Source organism: Streptomyces sp. TRM68367 (assembly GCF_014495685.1).
GTDB lineage: Bacteria > Actinomycetota > Actinomycetes > Streptomycetales > Streptomycetaceae > Streptomyces.
Genome location: NZ_JACTVI010000032.1, coordinates 33,818 through 51,783, shown reverse-complemented (window position 1 = coordinate 51,783; position 17,966 = coordinate 33,818). Strand labels below are relative to the sequence as shown.

Below are 17,966 nucleotides of genomic sequence, written 5' to 3'. Positions count from 1 at the left end.
ACCTTCTGGGGCACATGGGGCAGATGCGATGCGCCGTGGCTTGACGGGATCTCGCCGGTGTCAGGATGCTGAGCCGCCACCCTCCACGGCCAGCCTTTTTCCTGTGCCAGAGGTGTCTTCATGCGCGTTCCCCCCGTCCGCCGTCCTGCCCGTGCCGTGCTGCCGGCAGCTTGTTCTCTCGCCTCGGTGCTGCTTGTCGTGGGTGCCGCGACGCCGGCCTTCGCCACCGGTGACGACCCGTACACCGTGCAGTTGCGGCAGCAGCTGCCGCGTACCGCGACCTCTGCCGAGGGAGGTGTCCCGCAGGAGCCGCGCAAGGGATGCCCCGGCATCCCGGACGGGCAGGACGGCTGGCACTTCGTACTGCCGGGCCGCGCCTCGCACTTCGTGAAGCTGACTGTGACGTTCGAGCCGGGCGGGCAGCAGCTGGTGACGGACTTCGGTCCGCCGTCGGACAAGCACGCGTACGTGGCGTCACTGCCGGGTGCGGAGCTGACGTCGGCGGTGGCCGAGGTGCGCGGGGGTGAGCTGGAGCTGTTCAACCTGTCGCACACGTGCCCGGCGGTCGGCGGTACGACGCCGAGCGCCCCGGGGGCGGCCACGCCGGCCTCCCCGGAGTCCTCCGGGTCCTCGATCCCCTCCCACGCTCCGGAGGCGGCCGCCTCCGGCACCCCCGGCTCCGCGGAGGAGATCTCCACGCCGTCCGACTCGGCTCCGGCCGCCCCTGCCGGGGGCGCTGCGGTCGCGTCCGCGCCGGCCGGCGGCGGCGCGGGCGAGGGCGACCTGGCCGAGACCGGCAACGGCGCGCCGGTGGGCCTGCTGTTGGGCATCGCGGCCACCCTGCTCGCGGCGGGCGGTCATCTGGTGGTGCGGCGCCGGAGAGCCACCCGCGGCTGACGTACGGCACATGACGGTGCCCCCGTGCTCGCGATGCCGGAGCACGGGGGCACTGTCGTACGACAGCGGAGATGTCAGCCGGTGTTGCGCAGCCCGGCCGCGACGCCGTTGACGGTGAGCAGCAGCGCCCGCGAGAGGAGCGGGTCGGTTTCCGCGCCCTGGGCCGCGGCGTCGCGCTGGCGCTTGAGGAGGGTGACCTGGAGGTAGGAGATGGGGTCGAGGTAGGCGTCGCGGATGGTGAAGGTCTGCTTGAGGACCGGCTCGGCGTCGAGGAGTTCCTTCTCGCCGGTGACGCGCAGTACCTCGCGCACGGTGAGTTCGTGCTCGGCCTTGATGGTGTCGAAGACGTGCTTGAGGTCGTCGGGGACGAGGGTGTCGACGTAGTGCTGGGCGATCCGCAGGTCGGTCTTGGCGAGGGTCATCTCGACGTTGGAGATGAAGTTGCGGAAGAAGTGCCACTGTTCGTGCATCTCGTCGAGGACGGTGTCGAGGCCGGCCTGGCGCAGGGCCTTGAGGCCGGAGCCGACGCCGAACCAGCCGGGCACGATCTGCCGGGACTGGGTCCAGCCGAACACCCACGGGATGGCGCGCAGGCCGTCCAGTCCGGCGCCGCTGTCGGGCCTGCGCGAAGGCCGGGAGCCCAGGTGCAGGTCGGCGAGCTGGTCGACGGGCGTGGATGCGAAGAAGTACGCCGGAAGGTCCGGGTCCTCGACGAGCCTGCGGTAGGCGGAGTGGGCGGCGTCGCTGACGACGTCCATGGCGGCGTCCCAGCGGGCCAGGGCCTCGACCGACTGGCGGGGGGCGGTGTGCAGGGCGGAGGCCTGGAGGGTGGCGGCGATGGTGAGTTCCAGGTTCTCCCTGGCCAGGGACGGGATGAGGTACTTGTCGGAGATGACCTCGCCCTGCTCGGTGACCTTGATCTCGCCCTCGAGGGTGCCCCAGGGCTGGGCGAGGATGGCGTCGTGGGTGGGGCCGCCGCCGCGGCCGACGGTGCCGCCGCGGCCGTGGAAGAGGCGCAGTCGTACGCCGTAGCGGTGGGCGACGTCACGCAGCCGCCGCTGCGCCCGGTGGATCTCCCACTGGCTGGTGGTGATGCCGCCGAACTTGGAGGAGTCGGAGTAGCCGAGCATGACCTCCTGGACGTCGCCGCGGAGTGAGACGAGGCGCCGGTAGGAGGGGTCGGCGAGCATGTCCTCCAGAATCGTGTCGGCGGCCTTGAGCTCGTCGGTGGTCTCCAGCAGCGGCACGATGCCGATCTTGGCCCAGCCGGCGTGCAGGTCGATCAGGCCGGCCTCGCGGGCGAGGACGGCAGCGGCGAAGACGTCGTCGGCGCCCTGGCACATGGAGATGATGTACGACTCGATGACCTCGGGTCCGAAGACCTCCAGGGCCCGCTTGACGGTCTGGAAGACGCCGAGGGTCTTCTCGCCGGCCGCGTCCACGGGCGCCGGGGTCGGGGCGAGGGGACGGCGGGATCGCAGTTCCTTGGCGAGCAGCTTGGAGCGGTAGTCGCGGGGCATGTCGGCGTAGCGCCAGGACTCCTCGCCGAGCCGGTCGAACAGCTGGCCGAGGGCGTGGTGGTGGGCGTCCGCGTGTTCGCGTACGTCCATGGTGGCGAGCTGGAGGCCGAAGGCGGCGAGGGTGCGGATCGTACGGGCGAGGCGGCCGTCGGCGAACAGGCCGCCGCGGTGTGCGCGCAGGGAGTCCTGGATGATGCGCAGGTCGTGCAGGAGCTCGTTGGTGCCAAGGTAGTCGCGGCCCACCTCGTGGGGGATGCCCTTGGCGAGGCGCTGCTTGGTGTTCTCCAGCTTCTGCCGGATGCAGGTGGCCTTGAGGCGGTAGGGCTCCTCGGCGTTGAGGCGCTTGTAGCGGGGGCTGATCTCAGGCAGCCGTTCGAGGTCGGCCTGGAGGGACTCCAGCAGTTCCTCGGTGGCGCCGGCGTAGCGGATGGAGTTCGACAGGAAGCCGCGCAGTTCGTCGATCATCTCCAGGGCGTCGTTGATGCCGTGTTCGTGCTGGAGGATGAGGACGTCCCAGGTGACCTGGGGGGTCACGTTGGGGTTGCCGTCGCGGTCGCCGCCGATCCAGGTGCCGAAGGTGACGGGGCGGGTGCCGTCGGGCAGCTTGACGCCCACCCGCTCCAGCTCGGCGGTGAGGTCCTCCAGGACGTCGCCGACGGCGCCCGCGTGCAGTTCGTCGAGGTAGTAGATGGCGTTGCGGGCCTCGTCGGCGGGCTCGGGGCGCACGACACGCAGCTCGTCGGTCTGCCAGACGAGGTCGATGTTCTCGGCCAGCCGGGTGTCGTGGCGGCGGCGGTCGGAGTCGATGACGGGGGTGTCGAGGAGGGCGGCGATGCGCCGGAGCTTGTTGAGGACCGACCGGCGTGCGGCCTCGGTCGGGTGTGCCGTGAACACCGGGCGGACGTTCAGGTGCTCGACCGTCTGGCGGAGGTGCTCGGGGTCGGCGTCCTTGAGCCGGTCGGCCGTACGGGAGAGCAGGCCGCCCTCGGCGGAGCGCTTGGCGCGCAGTTCACGGCCGCGGTGGACCTGCTCCGTGACGTTGGCCAGGTGGAAGTAGGTGGAGAAGGCGCGGACCAGCTTGGCCGCGGTCTCCAGTTCGGTGCCGCGCAGCAGCTCGGCGGCGGCCTCGCCGTCCTCACGGGTGAGGCGGCGCACCTTCTCGACGAGTTCCAGCAGCTCGGGGCCCTCCTGCCGGACGAGGGTCTCCCCCAGGAGGTCACCCAGCCGGCGGATGTCGGCGCGCAGCTCGGGACTGGTCGTCGTGGTGGTGGTCTGGTCGTCGGCACTGCTCACAGGTGCGGCTCCTTGCAGTGTTGAAGCTCGTCTGGGAGGGGCACCCGGATGGCGGCCTGCGGCGGTGGGAACCGCATACGAGCCGGACATCCGGGAATAAATCTGAGCGGACCGCGCTGTCCGACCGACTCCCAGAATAGGCGTCGGGCGGAACGCGCAGGCTCTCGGGCTCTTGCCGCCGGCCGCCGCGCTGCCATACTTACGAAGCCGTAGGTTACGGAACCGTAGGAAGTTGGGCACGGTTCCGACGACCCGGCACCGCCCTCAACCCACGAACCCCACAGGGGACGCCCATGACCACGAGCTCCGATGTGATCGACGACGCCCCGCAGGCGACCGGCCCTCCGCCGTCCGCCACGCTGGGCGGGGAGCACAAGCGCTCGATCGAGCAGATCACGCTGCTGCTCTTCATCATCGTGCCGTTCCTCGCGCTGCTGGCGGCGGTGCCGCTGGCGTGGGGCTGGGGAGTGAGCTGGCTCGACCTCGGTCTGCTGGTCTTCTTCTACTTCCTGGGCTGTCACGGCATCACGATCGGTTTCCACCGCCACTTCACCCACGGGTCGTTCAAGGCCAAGCGTCCGCTGAAGATCGCGCTGGCGATCGCGGGGTCGCTGGCGGTCGAGGGCCCGCTGGTGCGCTGGGTCGCGGACCATCGCAAGCACCACAAGTTCTCCGACGCCGAGGGCGACCCGCACTCGCCATGGCGTTTCGGGGAGACGGTTCCGGCCCTTCTCAAGGGCCTGTGGTGGGCCCATGTCGGCTGGATGTTCGACGAGGAGCAGACGCCGCAGGACAAGTACGCGCCGGATCTGATCAAGGACAGGACGATCCGGACGATCTCCCGCCAGTTCGTGCTGTGGACCGTGGTGTCGCTGGCGCTGCCCGCGCTGATCGGCGGCCTGGTCACCATGTCGTGGTGGGGTGCGTTCACCGCGTTCTTCTGGGGCTCACTCGTTCGAGTGGCGCTGCTGCACCATGTGACCTGGTCGATCAACTCGATCTGCCACGCGGTCGGCAAGCGCCCGTTCAAGTCGCGGGACCGCTCGGGCAACGTGTGGTGGCTGGCGATCCTGTCCTGCGGCGAGTCGTGGCACAACCTGCATCACGCCGACCCGACCTCCGCGCGGCACGGTGTGGAGCGCGGGCAGCTCGATTCGAGCGCCCGGCTGATCCGCTGGTTCGAGCAGCTCGGCTGGGCGTACGACGTGCGCTGGCCGTCACGCTCACGTATCGATTCACGCCGTAACACCGGCGAAGACAGCTCTCGGCGCCGGGAGGAGCCCGCGAAGGCGGCATGATTGACGCTGTGGCGACCGACTCCAGCAGCACCCCGAGCAATGAGAAGCCGCGGCGCGCACGTCGCACCCGGATGACCGGTGCCGAGCGCCGCCAGCAGCTGCTGGAGATCGGTCGCACCCTGTTCGCGGCAAAGGGTTTCGAGGGCACGTCGGTGGAGGAGATCGCGGCCAAGGCCGGGGTGTCCAAGCCGGTGGTGTACGAGCACTTCGGCGGCAAGGAGGGGCTGTACGCGGTGGTGGTGGACCGGGAGATGCGGCGGCTGCTGGACATGGTGACGAGCTCACTGACCGCCGGCCACCCGCGTGAGCTGTGCGAACAGGCGGCGTTCGCGCTGCTGGACTACATCGAGGAGTACACGGACGGCTTCCGCATCCTCGTCCGGGACTCCCCCATCCCGCAGTCGACCGGCTCCTTCGCCTCGCTCATCTCGGACATCGCCACCCAGGTGGAGGACATCCTGGGCCGCGAGTTCAAGTCCCGCGGCTTCGACCCCAAGCTGGCTCCGCTGTACGCGCAGGCGCTGGTCGGGATGGTCGCGCTGACCGGCCAGTGGTGGCTGGACGTGCGCAAGCCGAAGAAGGCGGAGGTGGCCGCGCATCTGGTGAATCTGGCGTGGCACGGGCTGGACGGGCTGGAGCCGAAGCCGCGGTTGATTGGGCACCGCAAGAGCTGACGCGTCCCTGCGCGCCGGCCCGCTCGATGCTCGGCACAGTGCTTGCAGGCGCTCGGCTCAGTGCTTGAAGGTGTCCTTCATCTTCTCCTTCGCCTGACGCGCGGCACCCTTCATGCGCTCGGCCTTGCCCCCGGCCGTCGTCCTCCTGTCGCCGGCCGTGCGGCCCATGGCCTCCCTGGCCTTGCCCTTGATCTGTTCCTTCTTCCCCCTGGCCTTCTGTTCCTTGGCCACGTCACTCACTCCCGGCATGGTCGGCCCCCGCTGTCACCCCAGCGGGTGACCTCTGCCACGGACGCTCAAACTGTTGATCACGGCTCACGCCTCCTTGTAGGCGACGGCGAAGACGCGGCGGAACGGGAAGGGGGTGCCGTGGGCGGTGGCCGGATAGGCCTCGCGCAGGGCGGCCCGGTACTCGGTGAGGAACGCCTCCCTCGCCTCCGGGTCGTCGGCGAGGGCGGTGAGGACGGGGCGCAGTCCGGTTCCCTTCACCCAGTCCAGGACCGGGTCCTCGCCGGTGAGGAGATGGATGTACGTCGTCTCCCACACGTCTGCCGTACAGCCCAGGCCGGTCAGACGAGCCAGGTAGGCCTGCGGGGTGAGCACGGCGTCGTCGTGGCGCAGGGCGCCGGCGAGGCCGTACCGGCGTGCGAGGGCGCGCATCAGGCGGTGGCTCGGGGCGTCGAAGTTGCCGGGGACCTGGAAGGCGAGGACACCGCCGGGTTTCAGGCCCGCGATCCAGTCGGTGAACCGCTCCGTGTGCCCCGGCACCCACTGGAGGGTGGCGTTGCTGACGATCAGGTCGTACGGCTCCGCGGGCGCCCAGGTGCGGGCGTCCGCGTGGGCGAAGTCGAGGCGGCCGCCGCCGGGGGTGGGGCCCTCGTGGTCGACGTGGGCCTTGTCGAGCATCTCGGGCGAGTTGTCGTAGCCGGTGATGCGGGCGGTGGGCCAGCGGGCGGCGAGCAGGGTGGTGACGTTGCCGGGGCCGCAGCCCAGGTCGGCGATGCGGGGTGGCCCTGCGGGCGGTTCCGTGGGGAGCTCGGGGATGCGGGCGAGGAGGTCGGTGAAGGGGCGGGCGCGGTGGCCGGCGTGCCGCAGGTACTGGGCGGGGTCCCAGGTGGGGGCGGACATGGCGTCTCCTGTGGGGTGACCGTGTTCGTCAGGTACCCAGCGTCACGGCGAGCTTTTCTTGATGTCAAGAGAGTGAATGTCAAGAGACTTCACATCGACACAACCACTACACTGATCGCCATGGAGGACGAGGTCGATCGGCTGGTCGCAGCGTGGCGCCGGGAGCGCCCGGACCTCGACGTGGAACCGCTCGAAGTGCTCAGCCGGGTCAGCAGGCTGGCCCGCCATCTGGACCGCGCTCGTCGGCTGGCCTTCTCCGAGCACGGCCTGGAGCCCTGGGAGTTCGACGTCCTGACGGCGCTGCGGCGCGCGGGCACGCCTTACCAGCTCTCCCCCGGCCAGCTGCTGACGCAGACGCTGGTCACCTCGGGCACGATGACGAACCGCATCGACCGCCTGGCGAAGAAGGGCCTGGTGGAGCGCCTGCCCGACCCCAGCGACCGCCGCGGCGTCCTCGTCCGGCTGACGGACGAGGGCCGCGACCGCGCGGACCAGGCCCTCGCCGGCCTGCTGGACCAGGAGCGCGCGATCCTCGCGGAGCTGTCCCGCGCCCAGCGCAGCGAACTGGCTGGCCTGCTACGCCAGCTGACCGCCCCGTTCGACAACATCCCCGGTTGAGGGCCTGCCGGGCGGCTCGGGGCGAAGACGCGGGCTCTGATCAGGCACTGCTGCTTTCCTCCACCCCGAGCCGCCCGGCAGGCCCCAGGTCCACGGGCCCCACTCCGGCACGCCGGGCGAGCGCGACGGCGGCGAGGGTGGAGTGCACGCCCAGCTTGCCCAGCACGTTCTGCATGTGGGTGCGCACGGTGTGCGGCGAGAGATACAGCCGCTCGGCGACGGCCTTCCGCCCCAGCCCCGCGACCATGCAGCGCAGCACCTCCCGCTCCCGCGGCGTCAGCGACTCGACGAGCCGCTCGCCCTCGGTGCGGTGCTTGCGCGCGGCGGTCAGCTCCCGCAGGACGCCCGTCAGCAGGGCGGGCGGCAGATGCGTCTCGTCGCGCAGCACGCCTCGTACGACGGTGAGCAGCCGCGACAGCGAACAGTCCTTGGCCACCCACCCGGAGGCACCGGCCTGCAGGGCGAGCGCGGCCCTGCGCGGATCGTCCTTCTCGGCGAGGACGACGATCCGCACGCCGGGCTGCGCGGACCGCACCCCGGCGACGAGCGAGATCCCGTCCACGACCCCGTCCTCACTGCCCTCGTACATGGGCACCGCGGGCCTGATGCCCGCCACGTTGCCACCCAGATCGGCGTCGACGAGCAGCACGTCGTAGCGCCGCCCCTCGGCGGCCGCCCGCTCCAGACTGCGCAGCGCGGCCGGACCGCTGCCGGCCGCGGAGACGTCGACGTCGGGCTCGGCGGCCAGGGCCGCTGCGAGCGACTCGGCGAAGATGCGATGGTCGTCGACGACCAGGACTCGGATGCGAACCACGAAACCCCCTTCCCCAAGCTCCAGAAGAGCAGGGGATACCCATCGTCGGAAGACGACACCGGCGCGGGTACGACGCCTGAAGCACCCAGGTTCTGTGGTGCCCGTCGTTCCTTCTCCCACCTGGGACGAGGCCGTCGCAGCCGCACAGCCGCCGCCGTGCCGGAACTGCTACCCCCACCCCGGGCGCCGTACCCGACTTGTCTCGCCCCCTGAACGGCACCGGCCCCCACCGGTGCTGTTCATCAGAGTACGGCCGGGGGCCAGGAGCGGAAGGTTGTTTGCAGAACTGGCAGTCCAGCGCGTTTATGGTGAGCCGCATGTTTCGTTTTGAGACAGCAGTCGACAAAGCCCGGCGCGATCTGCTCCGCACCCGTCTACGCGAAACGAACACGAAGGCGTCACCGCTGCTGCGCGCCCTGCGCGGCACCGGTGACGAACGCGAAGCTCCCCTGCACGTCTGGGCCCTCGACGGGGCCGGCGACCTGGCCGGCGGCCTGGTCGGCCACACCTGGGCGACCTGGCTGCACGTGACATACCTGTGGGTGGCCGAACACCACCGGGGAGCCGGCCTCGGCTCCCGCCTCCTGGCGAAGGCGGAACACCTGGCCCGCGAGGAACGCTCCTGCCGCACGGCCCGCCTGGAGACCTGGGACTTCCAGGCCCCGGACTTCTACACGAAGCAGGGCTACGAGGTGGTGTGCGTGATCCCGGACTATCCGCCGGGGATCACGGAGTACACGCTGACGAAACGGCTGCTGCGCTGAGCAGAGCCGATCGAGCCGGGCTCGGCGGTCCGGGCAACATGTGTCAGTCGTCCCCGCTGCCTTCGATAGCGGCTGTGAGTGCCTGCTCGTGGCGTTCCATCTCGCCGAGCCGATGGGAGCGATGCGGGCAAGGGCGACGCGACCGCGTCGGGGGTTCGTTCCGGCCGTGGGATCAGCTCGTGCCCGTGATCAGGCTGAGTGGTACGGGAGCCTCCTTCGACGACCGCGGCAGTGAACCTGCTCAGTATTCGTCTGGAGTCAGCGGGAGCAGCCGCACCGGACAGCCCTTCCATTCCTCGGGGGTGACGGTTGCCACCACCGCACCCCGAGGACGTTCCGCCGACGGTTGGGCCACGTGCTGTGTGTGCGGCTGCCCCCACCCGTCAGTACCGGTCAGGGACAGGGCTGCGGACAGGTCCAGGGGGACGATGTCCACTGCCGGGAGCTGGGCGACGTGTTCAGCAACTCCCGGATACCGCCGGTCTGCCTCCACCAGTGCGCAGGCTGCCGCATGGAGGCGCATTCCCGTGCCGCTGGTGGCCTGGTAGACCAGCCGGGACACCAGCGGATTACCGCTCAGGGCGACCAGCGCACCGGTGTCCATCACGATGTGCAGGTCGTTCAGATCGTTCACGCTGACGTAGCCTCCGCGATACGGCGGGCGATGAGCGCATCGGCCTGCGGGTCGGACACGGCAGGGTCATAGCCGGTCCATCCCATGAGAATCTGCCGCGTGCGCTCCGCCTCCTCGGCACGCTCGGCAGGAGTCCTGACCCTCTCGGCGAGCCGGTCGAGCCAGGCGCGCAGGCTCATCCCCTCGGCTTCGGCGACGGCGGCAAGCCTGTCCCGCGTATCGGCCTGGGCCCGGATGGTGACATCTGCCATGATCGGCTGCTTTCTGCTCGCTGATGTGCTGTCCCGGCGGCACAGCTTACTCCTGGCGTACACGCATACGTATACGTCCACGCATCCGGAGGTGAGGTCGCGGCCGGGGAGAGTGAGCAGGGCCAGGCTCAGGGGCTCGGCCGGGCTGCGCACCAGGGCGTCGCGGACGACGGCCAGGAGCGACGGCACCGACTGGCCTCCGTCCGCCCCGCCGACGCACTCCCCTCGGGTCCTGGCGATACACAGCGCGTCTCCGAGCGCATCGGCCAACAGCACCGCCAGCACGGCGAATTCACCGCCGTCCGCCTCACACCCCGCAAGGGCGTCCCGCGCCCGGCCGAGCAGTCGGTCCGCGAACCCGAGCCGCGCGTCCTCGATCCGGCCGGCCAGCCGGGAGACGGGGCCGCCGTCTGCGCCCGTGAGGAGGAGGGAGGGCTGGCATTGAGCACCGGTCCACGGCAGGAGCCGTACGTGGGTCTCGTCACCGCTCATGACGCCGCCCCCAGGAAGGCGTGGATGTCCCGGGTGTCCAGGTCTACGCGGTACGTCGCACACCAGAGGATGTCGCGGCGCAGGCGCTGGATGCGGGCCTTCTCCTCGCGCTCGTGAGCGGTGAGGTAGGGGCGGACGAGGGGGGTGGAGGCGCCGTCGATGGGGTCGTACCAGGGGCGGACGGTCGGGGCGAGCGCGGTACGAGGCACACCGGATGGGAGCACCACCTGAATAACGGGCGCCCCCAAGGGTCGCCTCGGCGGCACGAAGGGAAGCGAGGGTGCCACCGCGCGATGCCTTCCGCGCGGAACGAGGAGGCCTCGGATGCGGTCCAGTACACGGACGATCACGCGGGCCATCTGATCAACTCCCATCAAGCGAGCCGTCATTGAGTTTCTCCGCCGCATCTGTGTCGATCTCGCCCCAGACGACCGCACCGTCCGCCGTCAGGTCGCGGCCGTAACGATCTGCATCGGCCAAGGCCATGAGCAGTTTGACGGGGCAGGTGGCGCAGACGGCTTCGGAGTCGCGTGACGCCGATTCCTTAGCTGGCCAACCGGGACGTCAGGCGGCGTGTCCGGGACTCGCAGCCGCGTCGTCATCGCCTTCGGCGTGCCTGTCTCCTGAGGGCTTCGGGAACACCGGTGGCCGACGCCGGGCCGGTGTGGCGGTCAGGACTGTGACGGTGCCTGTCGCGAAGGCCCCTATCGGGACACGCCCACCGTTCCGGCGGCAGCACGCGCCGCCTCGAACGGCGGTCGGCAGATCAAAACCAAGGCACCGAGGCCAGTCGTACCGCGGGCCAGACCCGCCGCCCGGGGCGGCACCCGCTCATCCTCACAGTCGTAGCGGGTGGCCGGTCCCCGCCGCTCCTTGATCTTGTTGATGCAGCGTTCGACCGTGTGGCGGTCCTTTAGCGGTCCCTGTAAAGCGTGCCGTCGTGGCCCACCGGGCGGCCGGGCCAGGGACCCCGGGACGGCCCAGGGACGGCCCAGGAATCAGCCGCCTCGCGTTCGATGCTGGCAGACAGCGACGCCCCCGTCAGTTACTCCAGCGGCTGGGGATCGACCGGCAGCTGCTCATGGTCGTCTCGCCCATCGACTTCACGGACCTCAGTGAGGTCCGGAATTCGGTTCCGAGCCGAGCACCGAAGACCGTTGCAATGCCACGGCACAGCCGTTCCAGCGGAGATTCACCAAAGCGCCGACCACTCAAGCGGCACGTTCCGGGTGCGTAAGGTTCGCCCCGGTACCCGGGTCGAACACGTGCGCCTTGCCCATGTCGACCCGCAGCTCCACGGGTTCCCCTTCGTGGGCGCGGGTGGCGGCGTCCAGGCGGGCCACGACTTGTGGGGCGGCCTCGAAGCCGGTGTCACGCACGCCGGCGTCCGCGGCCAGTTCCTCGAGTTCGGACGACTTCGCGGCCGCGCCCTCCGCCGTGAAGTAGACGAACACGTCGGAGCCCAGCGACTCGAGGACGTCCACGGTGGCGGTGAAGCGGGGGCGGCCTCGTTCGTGTGCCAGGGCCGCGTCCTCGAAGGCCTCCGGCCGGAGGCCGACGATGACGTCGCGGGGTGCGTTCTGCCGTTCCAGTGCCTGGCGCGTACGGTCGTCCAGCGGCAGCTCGCCCAAGGGTGAGCGGAGAGTGTTGTCCTCCAGGGTCGCCGTCAGGAAGTTCATCGCGGGGGAGCCGATGAAGCCCGCGACGAAGAGGTTGCGCGGGTGGTCGTAGAGCTGTGCGGGTGTGCCGATCTGTTGGACGAGGCCCTGTCGCATGACCACGACCCGGTCGCCGAGCGTCATGGCCTCGGTCTGGTCGTGCGTGACGTACACGGTCGTCGTGCCCAGGCGCCGTTGCAGCCGGGAGATCTGGGTGCGCATCTGCACCCGGAGCTTGGCGTCCAGGTTGGACAGCGGTTCATCCATCAGGAAGGCCTTGGGATCGCGGACGATCGCCCGTCCCATGGCCACCCGCTGGCGCTGGCCGCCCGAGAGGTTGGCGGGCTTTCTGTCCAGGTGTTCGGTCAGGCCGAGTACGCGGGCGGCCTCCTCGACCTTCCTGTTGACGGTGGCCTTGTCGACCTTGGCCAGGCGCAGGGGGAAGCCCACGTTCTCCCGGACGCTCATATGCGGGTACAGGGCGTAGCTCTGGAACACCATCGCGATGTCGCGGTCCTTGGGAGTGAGGTCGTTGACGACCTTGTCACCGATGCGCAACGTGCCCTCGGTGATGTCCTCAAGGCCGGCGATCATGTTCAGGGTGGTGGATTTGCCGCAGCCGGACGGCCCGACAAGGATCACGAACTCGCCGTCGGCGATGTCGAGGTCCACGTCCTTCACGGCGAGGGCTCCGTCGGGGAAACGCTTGGTGACTCCCTCAAGGGTGATCTCGGCCATGGGTGGTGCCTCCTTGCCTTCTTGCCTTCTTGCCTTCCGGCTCCGGGGTGTCGCGGATCGGGTGGCTGCGGACCGGCGACCGGCCGGCAACGGTGGCCCCGGTCAGCCCTTGACCGCTCCGGATGTGAGTCCGGCGACGATGCGCCGCTGGAAGAGCAGGACGAAAATGATGATCGGGATGGTGATCACCACGGCCGCCGCGGCGATCGACCCGGTGGGCTGCTGGAACTGCGAGCTACCGGTGAAGAACGCGATCGCGGCCGGCACGGTACGTGCGTTCTCCGTGGAGGTCAGCGAGATCGCGAACAGGAAGTCGTTCCAGCAGAAGATGAAGACCAGGATAGCCGTGGTGAACACGCCCGGCGCCGCCAGTGGCACGATGACCAGCCGGAATGCCTGCGCCGGCGAGGCGCCGTCCACCTTGGCGGCCTTCTCCAGATCCCAGGGGATCTCCCGGAAGAACGCGGACAGCGTGTAGATCGCCAGCGGCAGGGAGAACGTCATGTACGGGATGATGAGCCCGGGCCAGGTGTCGAAGAGGCCGAGGATCCGCTCGATGTTGAACAGAGGTGACACCAGCGAGATCGGGGGAAACATGGCGATCAGCAGCGACATGCCGATGAGCACCCGCTTGCCGGGGAACCGCAGCCTGGCCACCGCGTAGGCGGCCATGGTGCCCAGTACCACCGCGATCGCCGTCGCGATCAGCGCGATACCGATGGAGTTGATGAGGGCGCGGGTGAACTCGGAGGTGTCGAAGATGCCCCGGTAGTTCTCCCAGGTCCACTTCGTGGGGATGTAGTTGCCGTCCGTGAGCGTGCTCGGATCCTTGAACGACAACGCGGCGATCCACCACACCGGGAACAGCGCGTACAGCACCACGACCACGTTCACGACTGCCCAACGGGTGGCGTGTGCCTTTCCCACAGCGGCCATCAGCGCTTCACCTCCGCGCCGGGTGCGGCCGCACCGAACAGCTTGATGAAGGCGAAGGCGATGATCCCGACGCAGATGAAGATCAGCACGGAGATCGCCGACCCGATGCCCAGGTTCAGCGCGGTGAACAGGTTGTGGTAGCCGAGGATCGACAGGGAGCCGGTCCCCTGGGCTCCCGAGGTCAGGATGAAGATGTTGTCGAAGATCCGGAACGCGTCGAGGGTGCGGAACAGCAGCGCCACCAGGATCGCCGGCTTCATCAGCGGCACTACGACCTTGGTGAAGCGCTGCCAGGCATTGGCCCCGTCGACCATGGCAGCCTTCAGGGTCTCCTCGGGGACCAGCGCGAGGCCCGCGAGGAGCAGCAGGGCCATGAACGGGGTGGTCTTCCACACCTCTGCGAGGATGATCAGCCACAGGGCCGGCCACTGTTCGGTCAGCGGGGCCTCACCGCTCGGCAGCAGCTCGGCGAGGTATCCGAGCTCCGGTGTCCAGGCGTACTGCCAGGAGAACGCGGCGACGACCGTGACGATCCCGTAGGGGACGAGGACCGACGTGCGCACGGTGCCGCGGCCGAAGATCGTACGGTGCATCACCAGCGCGAGCCCCATGCCGAGGACCAGCTCGATGGCCACGGACACCGCGGTGATGAACAGCGTCACCCAGAAGGCGTCCCACCAGAACGGGGAGGACAGCACCGCCCCGTAGTTGCTGAGACCCACGAACTCCGCCTGGGCGGGGAAGCGCAGGTCGTATCGCTGGAGCGACAGGTAGATGGCGTATCCGATGGGATACGCGGTCACGGCCACCATGACGATGACGGCCGGCGCGCACAGCAGCCAGCCGAGCCGCCGCTCCTGCCGGGCACCCGCGGACAGTGCCGCCTGGTCCTTCCGCAGTTGCTCGGCCTCGGGGGGCGGCGGTGCCCCGGCCGGTTCCGCCTGCATACTCATCTCAGGCGGCAGGGGGAGGAGGCCCACGCACTGAGGCGCGGGCGGGCGGGACAGTGCGGGAGGTGGTGGGTCACGGGATCACACCCTCGGACTCAAGAGCCTGGTCGATCTGTTCTCTGATGGTGTCGACCGAGCTCTCCGGACTGATCGCGGCCGGGGGAGACAGCGTGTGGGAAACCGCGATCGACACGTTCTGATAAGCCGGAGTGATCGGGCGCACGCTCGCCGACTCCAGAGCCGCCAGCACCGTCTTGGCGAACGGGTAGTCCCTGATGAACGACGGCTCGTCGTACAGACCGCGCATCGTGGGCGGCAGGCCCCCCGTGAGCGCGGCCCTGAGCTGGTTCTCCCGGTTGCGCAGACACAGGGCCGCCTCGAAGGCCGGCCCGGGGTTGCGCGAGTACGCGCTCACGGCCAGGTCGATGCCGCCGATGGTGGGGCGCGACGGGCGGTCGGCGTCGACTCTCGGGTAGGGCGCCCAGCGGAAGTTCTTGAACAACTCCGGGTTGTTCGCCCTCATCGACGGATAGACGAACGGGTAGTTGATCTCGAACGCCGCCACCCCGGACTCCATGGCGAGGCGGTTCTGGTCCTCCATCTGGTTGGGCAGGGAGGGGTCCGCGGCCGGGGAGTTCGCGAGGTCGCGCATGATCTGGGCGGCCCGCACGGCGGGCGGGCCGAGAGAGGGCTCGGTGGCGTCCTCGTTGAGGATGGAGCCGCCCGCACTGTTGATCAGGCTGTTGAACCAGACGGTCAGGCCCTCGTACTGGGCGCCCTGGATCTCCACGTAGTGCGGTTTGCCCTGCTGGGCGAGGTCGCGGGCCATGTCCAGCATCTCGGCCCAGGTTCTGGGCGGGTTGGGCACCAGGTCGTTGCGGTACCAGAGGAGCTGTGTGTTGGTGTTGTACGGGACGGCGTACAACTTGTCCTTCCAGGTGGCGGTCTGCAGCGGTACGCGCAGGGTGCCCTCGGTCGCCTGCTGCTTCGCTCGCCCGGTCCACTCGCGGATCCAGCGGGCCTCCGCGAACTCCGCGGCCCACGTGACGTCCAGGCCCATGATGTCGACCGAGGTGTCCTCGGCCGCCAGCCTGCGCACCAGTTGCTCTCGCTGCCCGTCGGCGGCGCGTGGAAGCCTGTTGTAGATGATCCGGTAGCGGCCGCCGGACGCCTGGCTGCATTTGTCGGCGGCCTGCTGAAGCGCGCCGGAGTCGTCGGGAAAGTTGTACCAGTTCAGGGTGATCCGACCGTCCCCCGCGTCGTCACCGCCGCAGCCGGCGAGCACCGACGCGAGCAGCGGCAGTACGGCGAACGTCCGCAACCGTCGCGACCTCCTGAGCCGCGCTCTTCCCACTGCCGACCGGGAACTGGGAACCAGCCGGAAGCCGGACCTCGCGTGCACTCGCTCCACACCTCGCTTCAGGAGCCGACGGTCACGGGACTCGCACCCCGCGGCGGTTCTTTTCCCCGGGGACGCTAAACGGTATGGAGAGCATCATCAAGTACATACATCTCTAAATGCCCATAATGGTGTAACTATCTGCTTGGGGAACGAACCGTTGGTGGACCCGGGCGGGACAGATCGTGCTGGCGTACGCACCGAGGTCCTGCACAACACATGGGTGCATGTACGCCATCTCGCCGAGCAGTCTTCCGGGGTCCACTGCCAGTCGGCCGTGTTGTGTGCGTGGAGTAGATCGCGCAGCTCGCTCCCTCCTCCGGGTCCCAGGCGCTGGCGAGGACCGCGCCGGTGCTGTCGGGGAAGGCGGCGTACTGGGCGCACTCCCAGCCTTCCTCGGTGTTGCGGCCACCGGAAGGGGGGTGGGGCGGGCGGGCCAGGAAGACGCCCTCGCCCGGAACCGCTCCCGCCACTTGATCACCGTCGGCCGCGTCGAGCCCACCGCGGCCGCCACCGAGCTCGTTCCCGCGCCTGGTTGCGCACACGCCAGCACGATCCGCGCCCGCTCGACATACCCCGCCCGAATCGACCTCGAGCGGGACCACGACCTCAACGTCAAGCGGTCCTGCTCCGAGAGCACCAGCGGGGCAGGCTGCAACGGAGCCATGCACCGCACCCATCATCCCGACCACCAGACTGTGAAGCAACTAACGACGCACAACCATTAGAAGCGATCCGGGCGGCAACCTGACAGAGCCGACTCAACGGTTCCGTCGACCAACTCCCGCGCGACCAGGCGGCCCACGGCCGCGGCGAGCGTGACCGCCGAGTGCATCACCGCCAAGTAGAGGCCGGGGACCTCGGCGACTGGGCCGACGATCGGCTCACCGTCGGCCGGCATTGGGCGCACTCCGAGTCGGGTGCTGAGCAGCTCGACGATCCCGGCGCCATGGAAAGTGGACCGGACGGCGGCAAGGGTCCGTTCGGGCGAGTCCGCGGCGGCAATCAGCCGGTCCGCGGCGACCTGCCGAAGATCGAAGTCCTCAGTGTTGACCACGGTGCGGACCAGACCGGCCGGGGCGCGGAGCCGGAACAGCGGCGACGGCGACGGTTCGACCGGGACGCGCACGCCGAGCGGCGCGCCCAGCGCGGCCGTGGCAACTCCGGCCGCCAGCACCACCGTCGCACCGGAGAGGGATCCTGCTGCCGTCTCAACCCCGGCAATCTGGCCCGCTGTATCCCGGCGGACCGCGGTAACCGGCGTGTCTAGATGTACCCGAGCTCCATGGGTGCGAGCGCCCGCGACCAGCCGCTCGGTCACGCCCACCGAGTCAACAGCGCCGTCATCCGGCGCCCAGACAGCCCACTCTGGAGGCTGCCGAAGGGTGGGCTCGAGCGTCGCCACGGTGGCCGCGTCCACGATCGTCTGCCCGGGCCCGGCGTCCGGCGCACTGTCCTCCCTGGTCCAGCTCAGCGAGCCGGACCAGGTCACCGGGAGTCCCGGCAACTCGGCCCCGAGTCGGTGGTACTCCGCCGTTGCGGTGGCCCGCAGCCCGGCGGCCGGACCTTTACGCACGCCAGACGCTCCGACCCAGGCGAACGAGTCCGCCGTCACGCCGGCGCCTGGCCGCCCGGCGTCGACCAACGTCACGGTGGCGCCCGCCCGGGCGGCGTGATAGGCCACCGATGCGCCGACAATGCCGGCGCCGACGACGACCAAGTCCCTACTCACCGGTGGGCTCAACACGTTCACGACCTTAGCGTCCGCAGCGTCCGCCCGCGCGGCCTGGTGGGTCGACGCCCGCTGACCGACGACTGCCCGTAAACGAGATTTCGCGGGACACTAGCAGCTGCCCCCAGAGCACCCCATAACCGCCTGGATTACCCCCGCATGGCAGGACG

19 protein-coding genes are annotated in these 17,966 nt (G+C 69.7%); 5 read left to right on the top strand and 14 right to left on the bottom strand.

Translation table 11 applies throughout. From position 1 onward, the window contains the following. Window positions 1–120 precede the first annotated feature (120 nt). Window positions 121–897, top strand: a complete 777-nt coding sequence (locus tag H8R17_RS21415; protein WP_187824823.1) for an LPXTG cell wall anchor domain-containing protein — start codon at window positions 121–123, stop codon at window positions 895–897. 74 nt (window positions 898–971) lie between these two features. On the opposite strand, the gene ppc is transcribed toward H8R17_RS21415, so the two are convergent. After that, a complete protein-coding gene (gene ppc / locus H8R17_RS21410) occupies window positions 972–3,710 on the bottom strand; it encodes a phosphoenolpyruvate carboxylase (protein WP_187824822.1) in 2,739 nt (912 codons plus the stop codon). Between the two features lie 293 nt (window positions 3,711–4,003). Here ppc and H8R17_RS21405 point away from each other — a divergent pair, with 293 nt between their 5' ends. After that, window positions 4,004–5,008, top strand: a complete 1,005-nt coding sequence (locus H8R17_RS21405) for an acyl-CoA desaturase (protein ID WP_187824821.1) — start codon at window positions 4,004–4,006, stop codon at window positions 5,006–5,008. Further along, on the top strand, window positions 5,005–5,682 hold the full coding sequence (locus H8R17_RS21400; protein WP_187824820.1) for a TetR/AcrR family transcriptional regulator: 678 nt from the start codon (window positions 5,005–5,007) through the stop codon (window positions 5,680–5,682). Before H8R17_RS21405 ends, H8R17_RS21400 begins: the two co-directional genes overlap by 4 nt. Before the next feature lie 57 nt (window positions 5,683–5,739). On the opposite strand, the gene H8R17_RS21395 is transcribed toward H8R17_RS21400, so the two are convergent. Together H8R17_RS21395 and H8R17_RS21390 are read right to left on the bottom strand one after the other, a co-directional pair. Further along, window positions 5,740–5,931 (bottom strand): CsbD family protein, encoded by a 192-nt coding sequence (locus H8R17_RS21395; RefSeq protein ID WP_223125320.1) that lies wholly within the window; start codon window positions 5,929–5,931, stop codon window positions 5,740–5,742. 66 nt (window positions 5,932–5,997) lie between these two features. Next, the gene (locus tag H8R17_RS21390; RefSeq protein ID WP_187824819.1) at window positions 5,998–6,810 is read right to left on the bottom strand and encodes a trans-aconitate 2-methyltransferase; all 813 of its coding nucleotides are present in this window, start codon (window positions 6,808–6,810) and stop codon (window positions 5,998–6,000) included. A gap of 120 nt (window positions 6,811–6,930) precedes the next feature. Here H8R17_RS21390 and tamR point away from each other — a divergent pair, with 120 nt between their 5' ends. After that, window positions 6,931–7,428 carry a MarR family transcriptional regulator TamR gene (gene tamR / locus H8R17_RS21385; RefSeq protein WP_187824818.1) on the top strand — a complete coding sequence of 166 codons (498 nt, stop codon included), beginning with the start codon at window positions 6,931–6,933 and terminating at the stop codon, window positions 7,426–7,428. A gap of 40 nt (window positions 7,429–7,468) precedes the next feature. On the opposite strand, the gene H8R17_RS21380 is transcribed toward tamR, so the two are convergent. After that, window positions 7,469–8,242, bottom strand: coding sequence for a LuxR C-terminal-related transcriptional regulator (locus H8R17_RS21380; protein ID WP_187824817.1), 774 nt, complete (start codon window positions 8,240–8,242; stop codon window positions 7,469–7,471). Between the two features lie 305 nt (window positions 8,243–8,547). Between H8R17_RS21380 and H8R17_RS21375 the strand changes: the two genes are divergently transcribed. Next, a complete protein-coding gene (locus H8R17_RS21375; RefSeq protein WP_187824852.1) occupies window positions 8,548–9,006 on the top strand; it encodes an N-acetyltransferase in 459 nt (152 codons plus the stop codon). 241 nt (window positions 9,007–9,247) lie between these two features. Here H8R17_RS21375 and H8R17_RS21370 read toward each other — a convergent pair whose 3' ends face one another. The 10 genes from H8R17_RS21370 to H8R17_RS21330 all read right to left on the bottom strand — a co-directional run bounded on the left by H8R17_RS21370 (window position 9,248) and on the right by H8R17_RS21330 (window position 17,784). Beyond that, on the bottom strand, window positions 9,248–9,640 hold the full coding sequence (locus H8R17_RS21370) for a hypothetical protein (protein ID WP_316959485.1): 393 nt from the start codon (window positions 9,638–9,640) through the stop codon (window positions 9,248–9,250). Next, a complete protein-coding gene (locus H8R17_RS47150; protein ID WP_262505404.1) occupies window positions 9,637–10,383 on the bottom strand; it encodes a hypothetical protein in 747 nt (248 codons plus the stop codon). Before H8R17_RS47150 ends, H8R17_RS21370 begins: the two co-directional genes overlap by 4 nt. Beyond that, window positions 10,380–10,610 carry a hypothetical protein gene (locus H8R17_RS21360; RefSeq protein ID WP_223125319.1) on the bottom strand — a complete coding sequence of 77 codons (231 nt, stop codon included), beginning with the start codon at window positions 10,608–10,610 and terminating at the stop codon, window positions 10,380–10,382. The genes H8R17_RS47150 and H8R17_RS21360 overlap by 4 nt, the downstream gene beginning before the upstream one ends. Before the next feature lie 136 nt (window positions 10,611–10,746). Then, window positions 10,747–10,869 (bottom strand): hypothetical protein, encoded by a 123-nt coding sequence (locus tag H8R17_RS47145; RefSeq protein WP_262505403.1) that lies wholly within the window; start codon window positions 10,867–10,869, stop codon window positions 10,747–10,749. Window positions 10,870–11,594: 725 nt separating this feature from the next. Continuing rightward, the gene (locus H8R17_RS21355) at window positions 11,595–12,779 is read right to left on the bottom strand and encodes an ABC transporter ATP-binding protein (RefSeq protein WP_187824816.1); all 1,185 of its coding nucleotides are present in this window, start codon (window positions 12,777–12,779) and stop codon (window positions 11,595–11,597) included. 102 nt (window positions 12,780–12,881) lie between these two features. After that, window positions 12,882–13,715, bottom strand: a complete 834-nt coding sequence (locus H8R17_RS21350; protein ID WP_223125318.1) for a carbohydrate ABC transporter permease — start codon at window positions 13,713–13,715, stop codon at window positions 12,882–12,884. Then, a complete protein-coding gene (locus H8R17_RS21345; protein WP_262505402.1) occupies window positions 13,715–14,668 on the bottom strand; it encodes a carbohydrate ABC transporter permease in 954 nt (317 codons plus the stop codon). The genes H8R17_RS21350 and H8R17_RS21345 overlap by 1 nt, the downstream gene beginning before the upstream one ends. Window positions 14,669–14,738: 70 nt before the next feature. Continuing rightward, entirely contained in the window at window positions 14,739–15,986 is a 1,248-nt protein-coding gene (locus H8R17_RS21340; RefSeq protein WP_187824815.1) for an ABC transporter substrate-binding protein, read from the bottom strand. A 193-nt stretch (window positions 15,987–16,179) separates the two neighbouring features. Next, window positions 16,180–16,731 carry a helix-turn-helix domain-containing protein gene (locus H8R17_RS49325; RefSeq protein ID WP_399477050.1) on the bottom strand — a complete coding sequence of 184 codons (552 nt, stop codon included), beginning with the start codon at window positions 16,729–16,731 and terminating at the stop codon, window positions 16,180–16,182. A 57-nt stretch (window positions 16,732–16,788) separates the two neighbouring features. Next, window positions 16,789–17,784: an FAD-binding oxidoreductase gene (locus tag H8R17_RS21330; protein WP_262505401.1), complete on the bottom strand. Its 996-nt coding sequence runs from the start codon at window positions 17,782–17,784 to the stop codon at window positions 16,789–16,791. Window positions 17,785–17,966 lie beyond the last annotated feature (182 nt).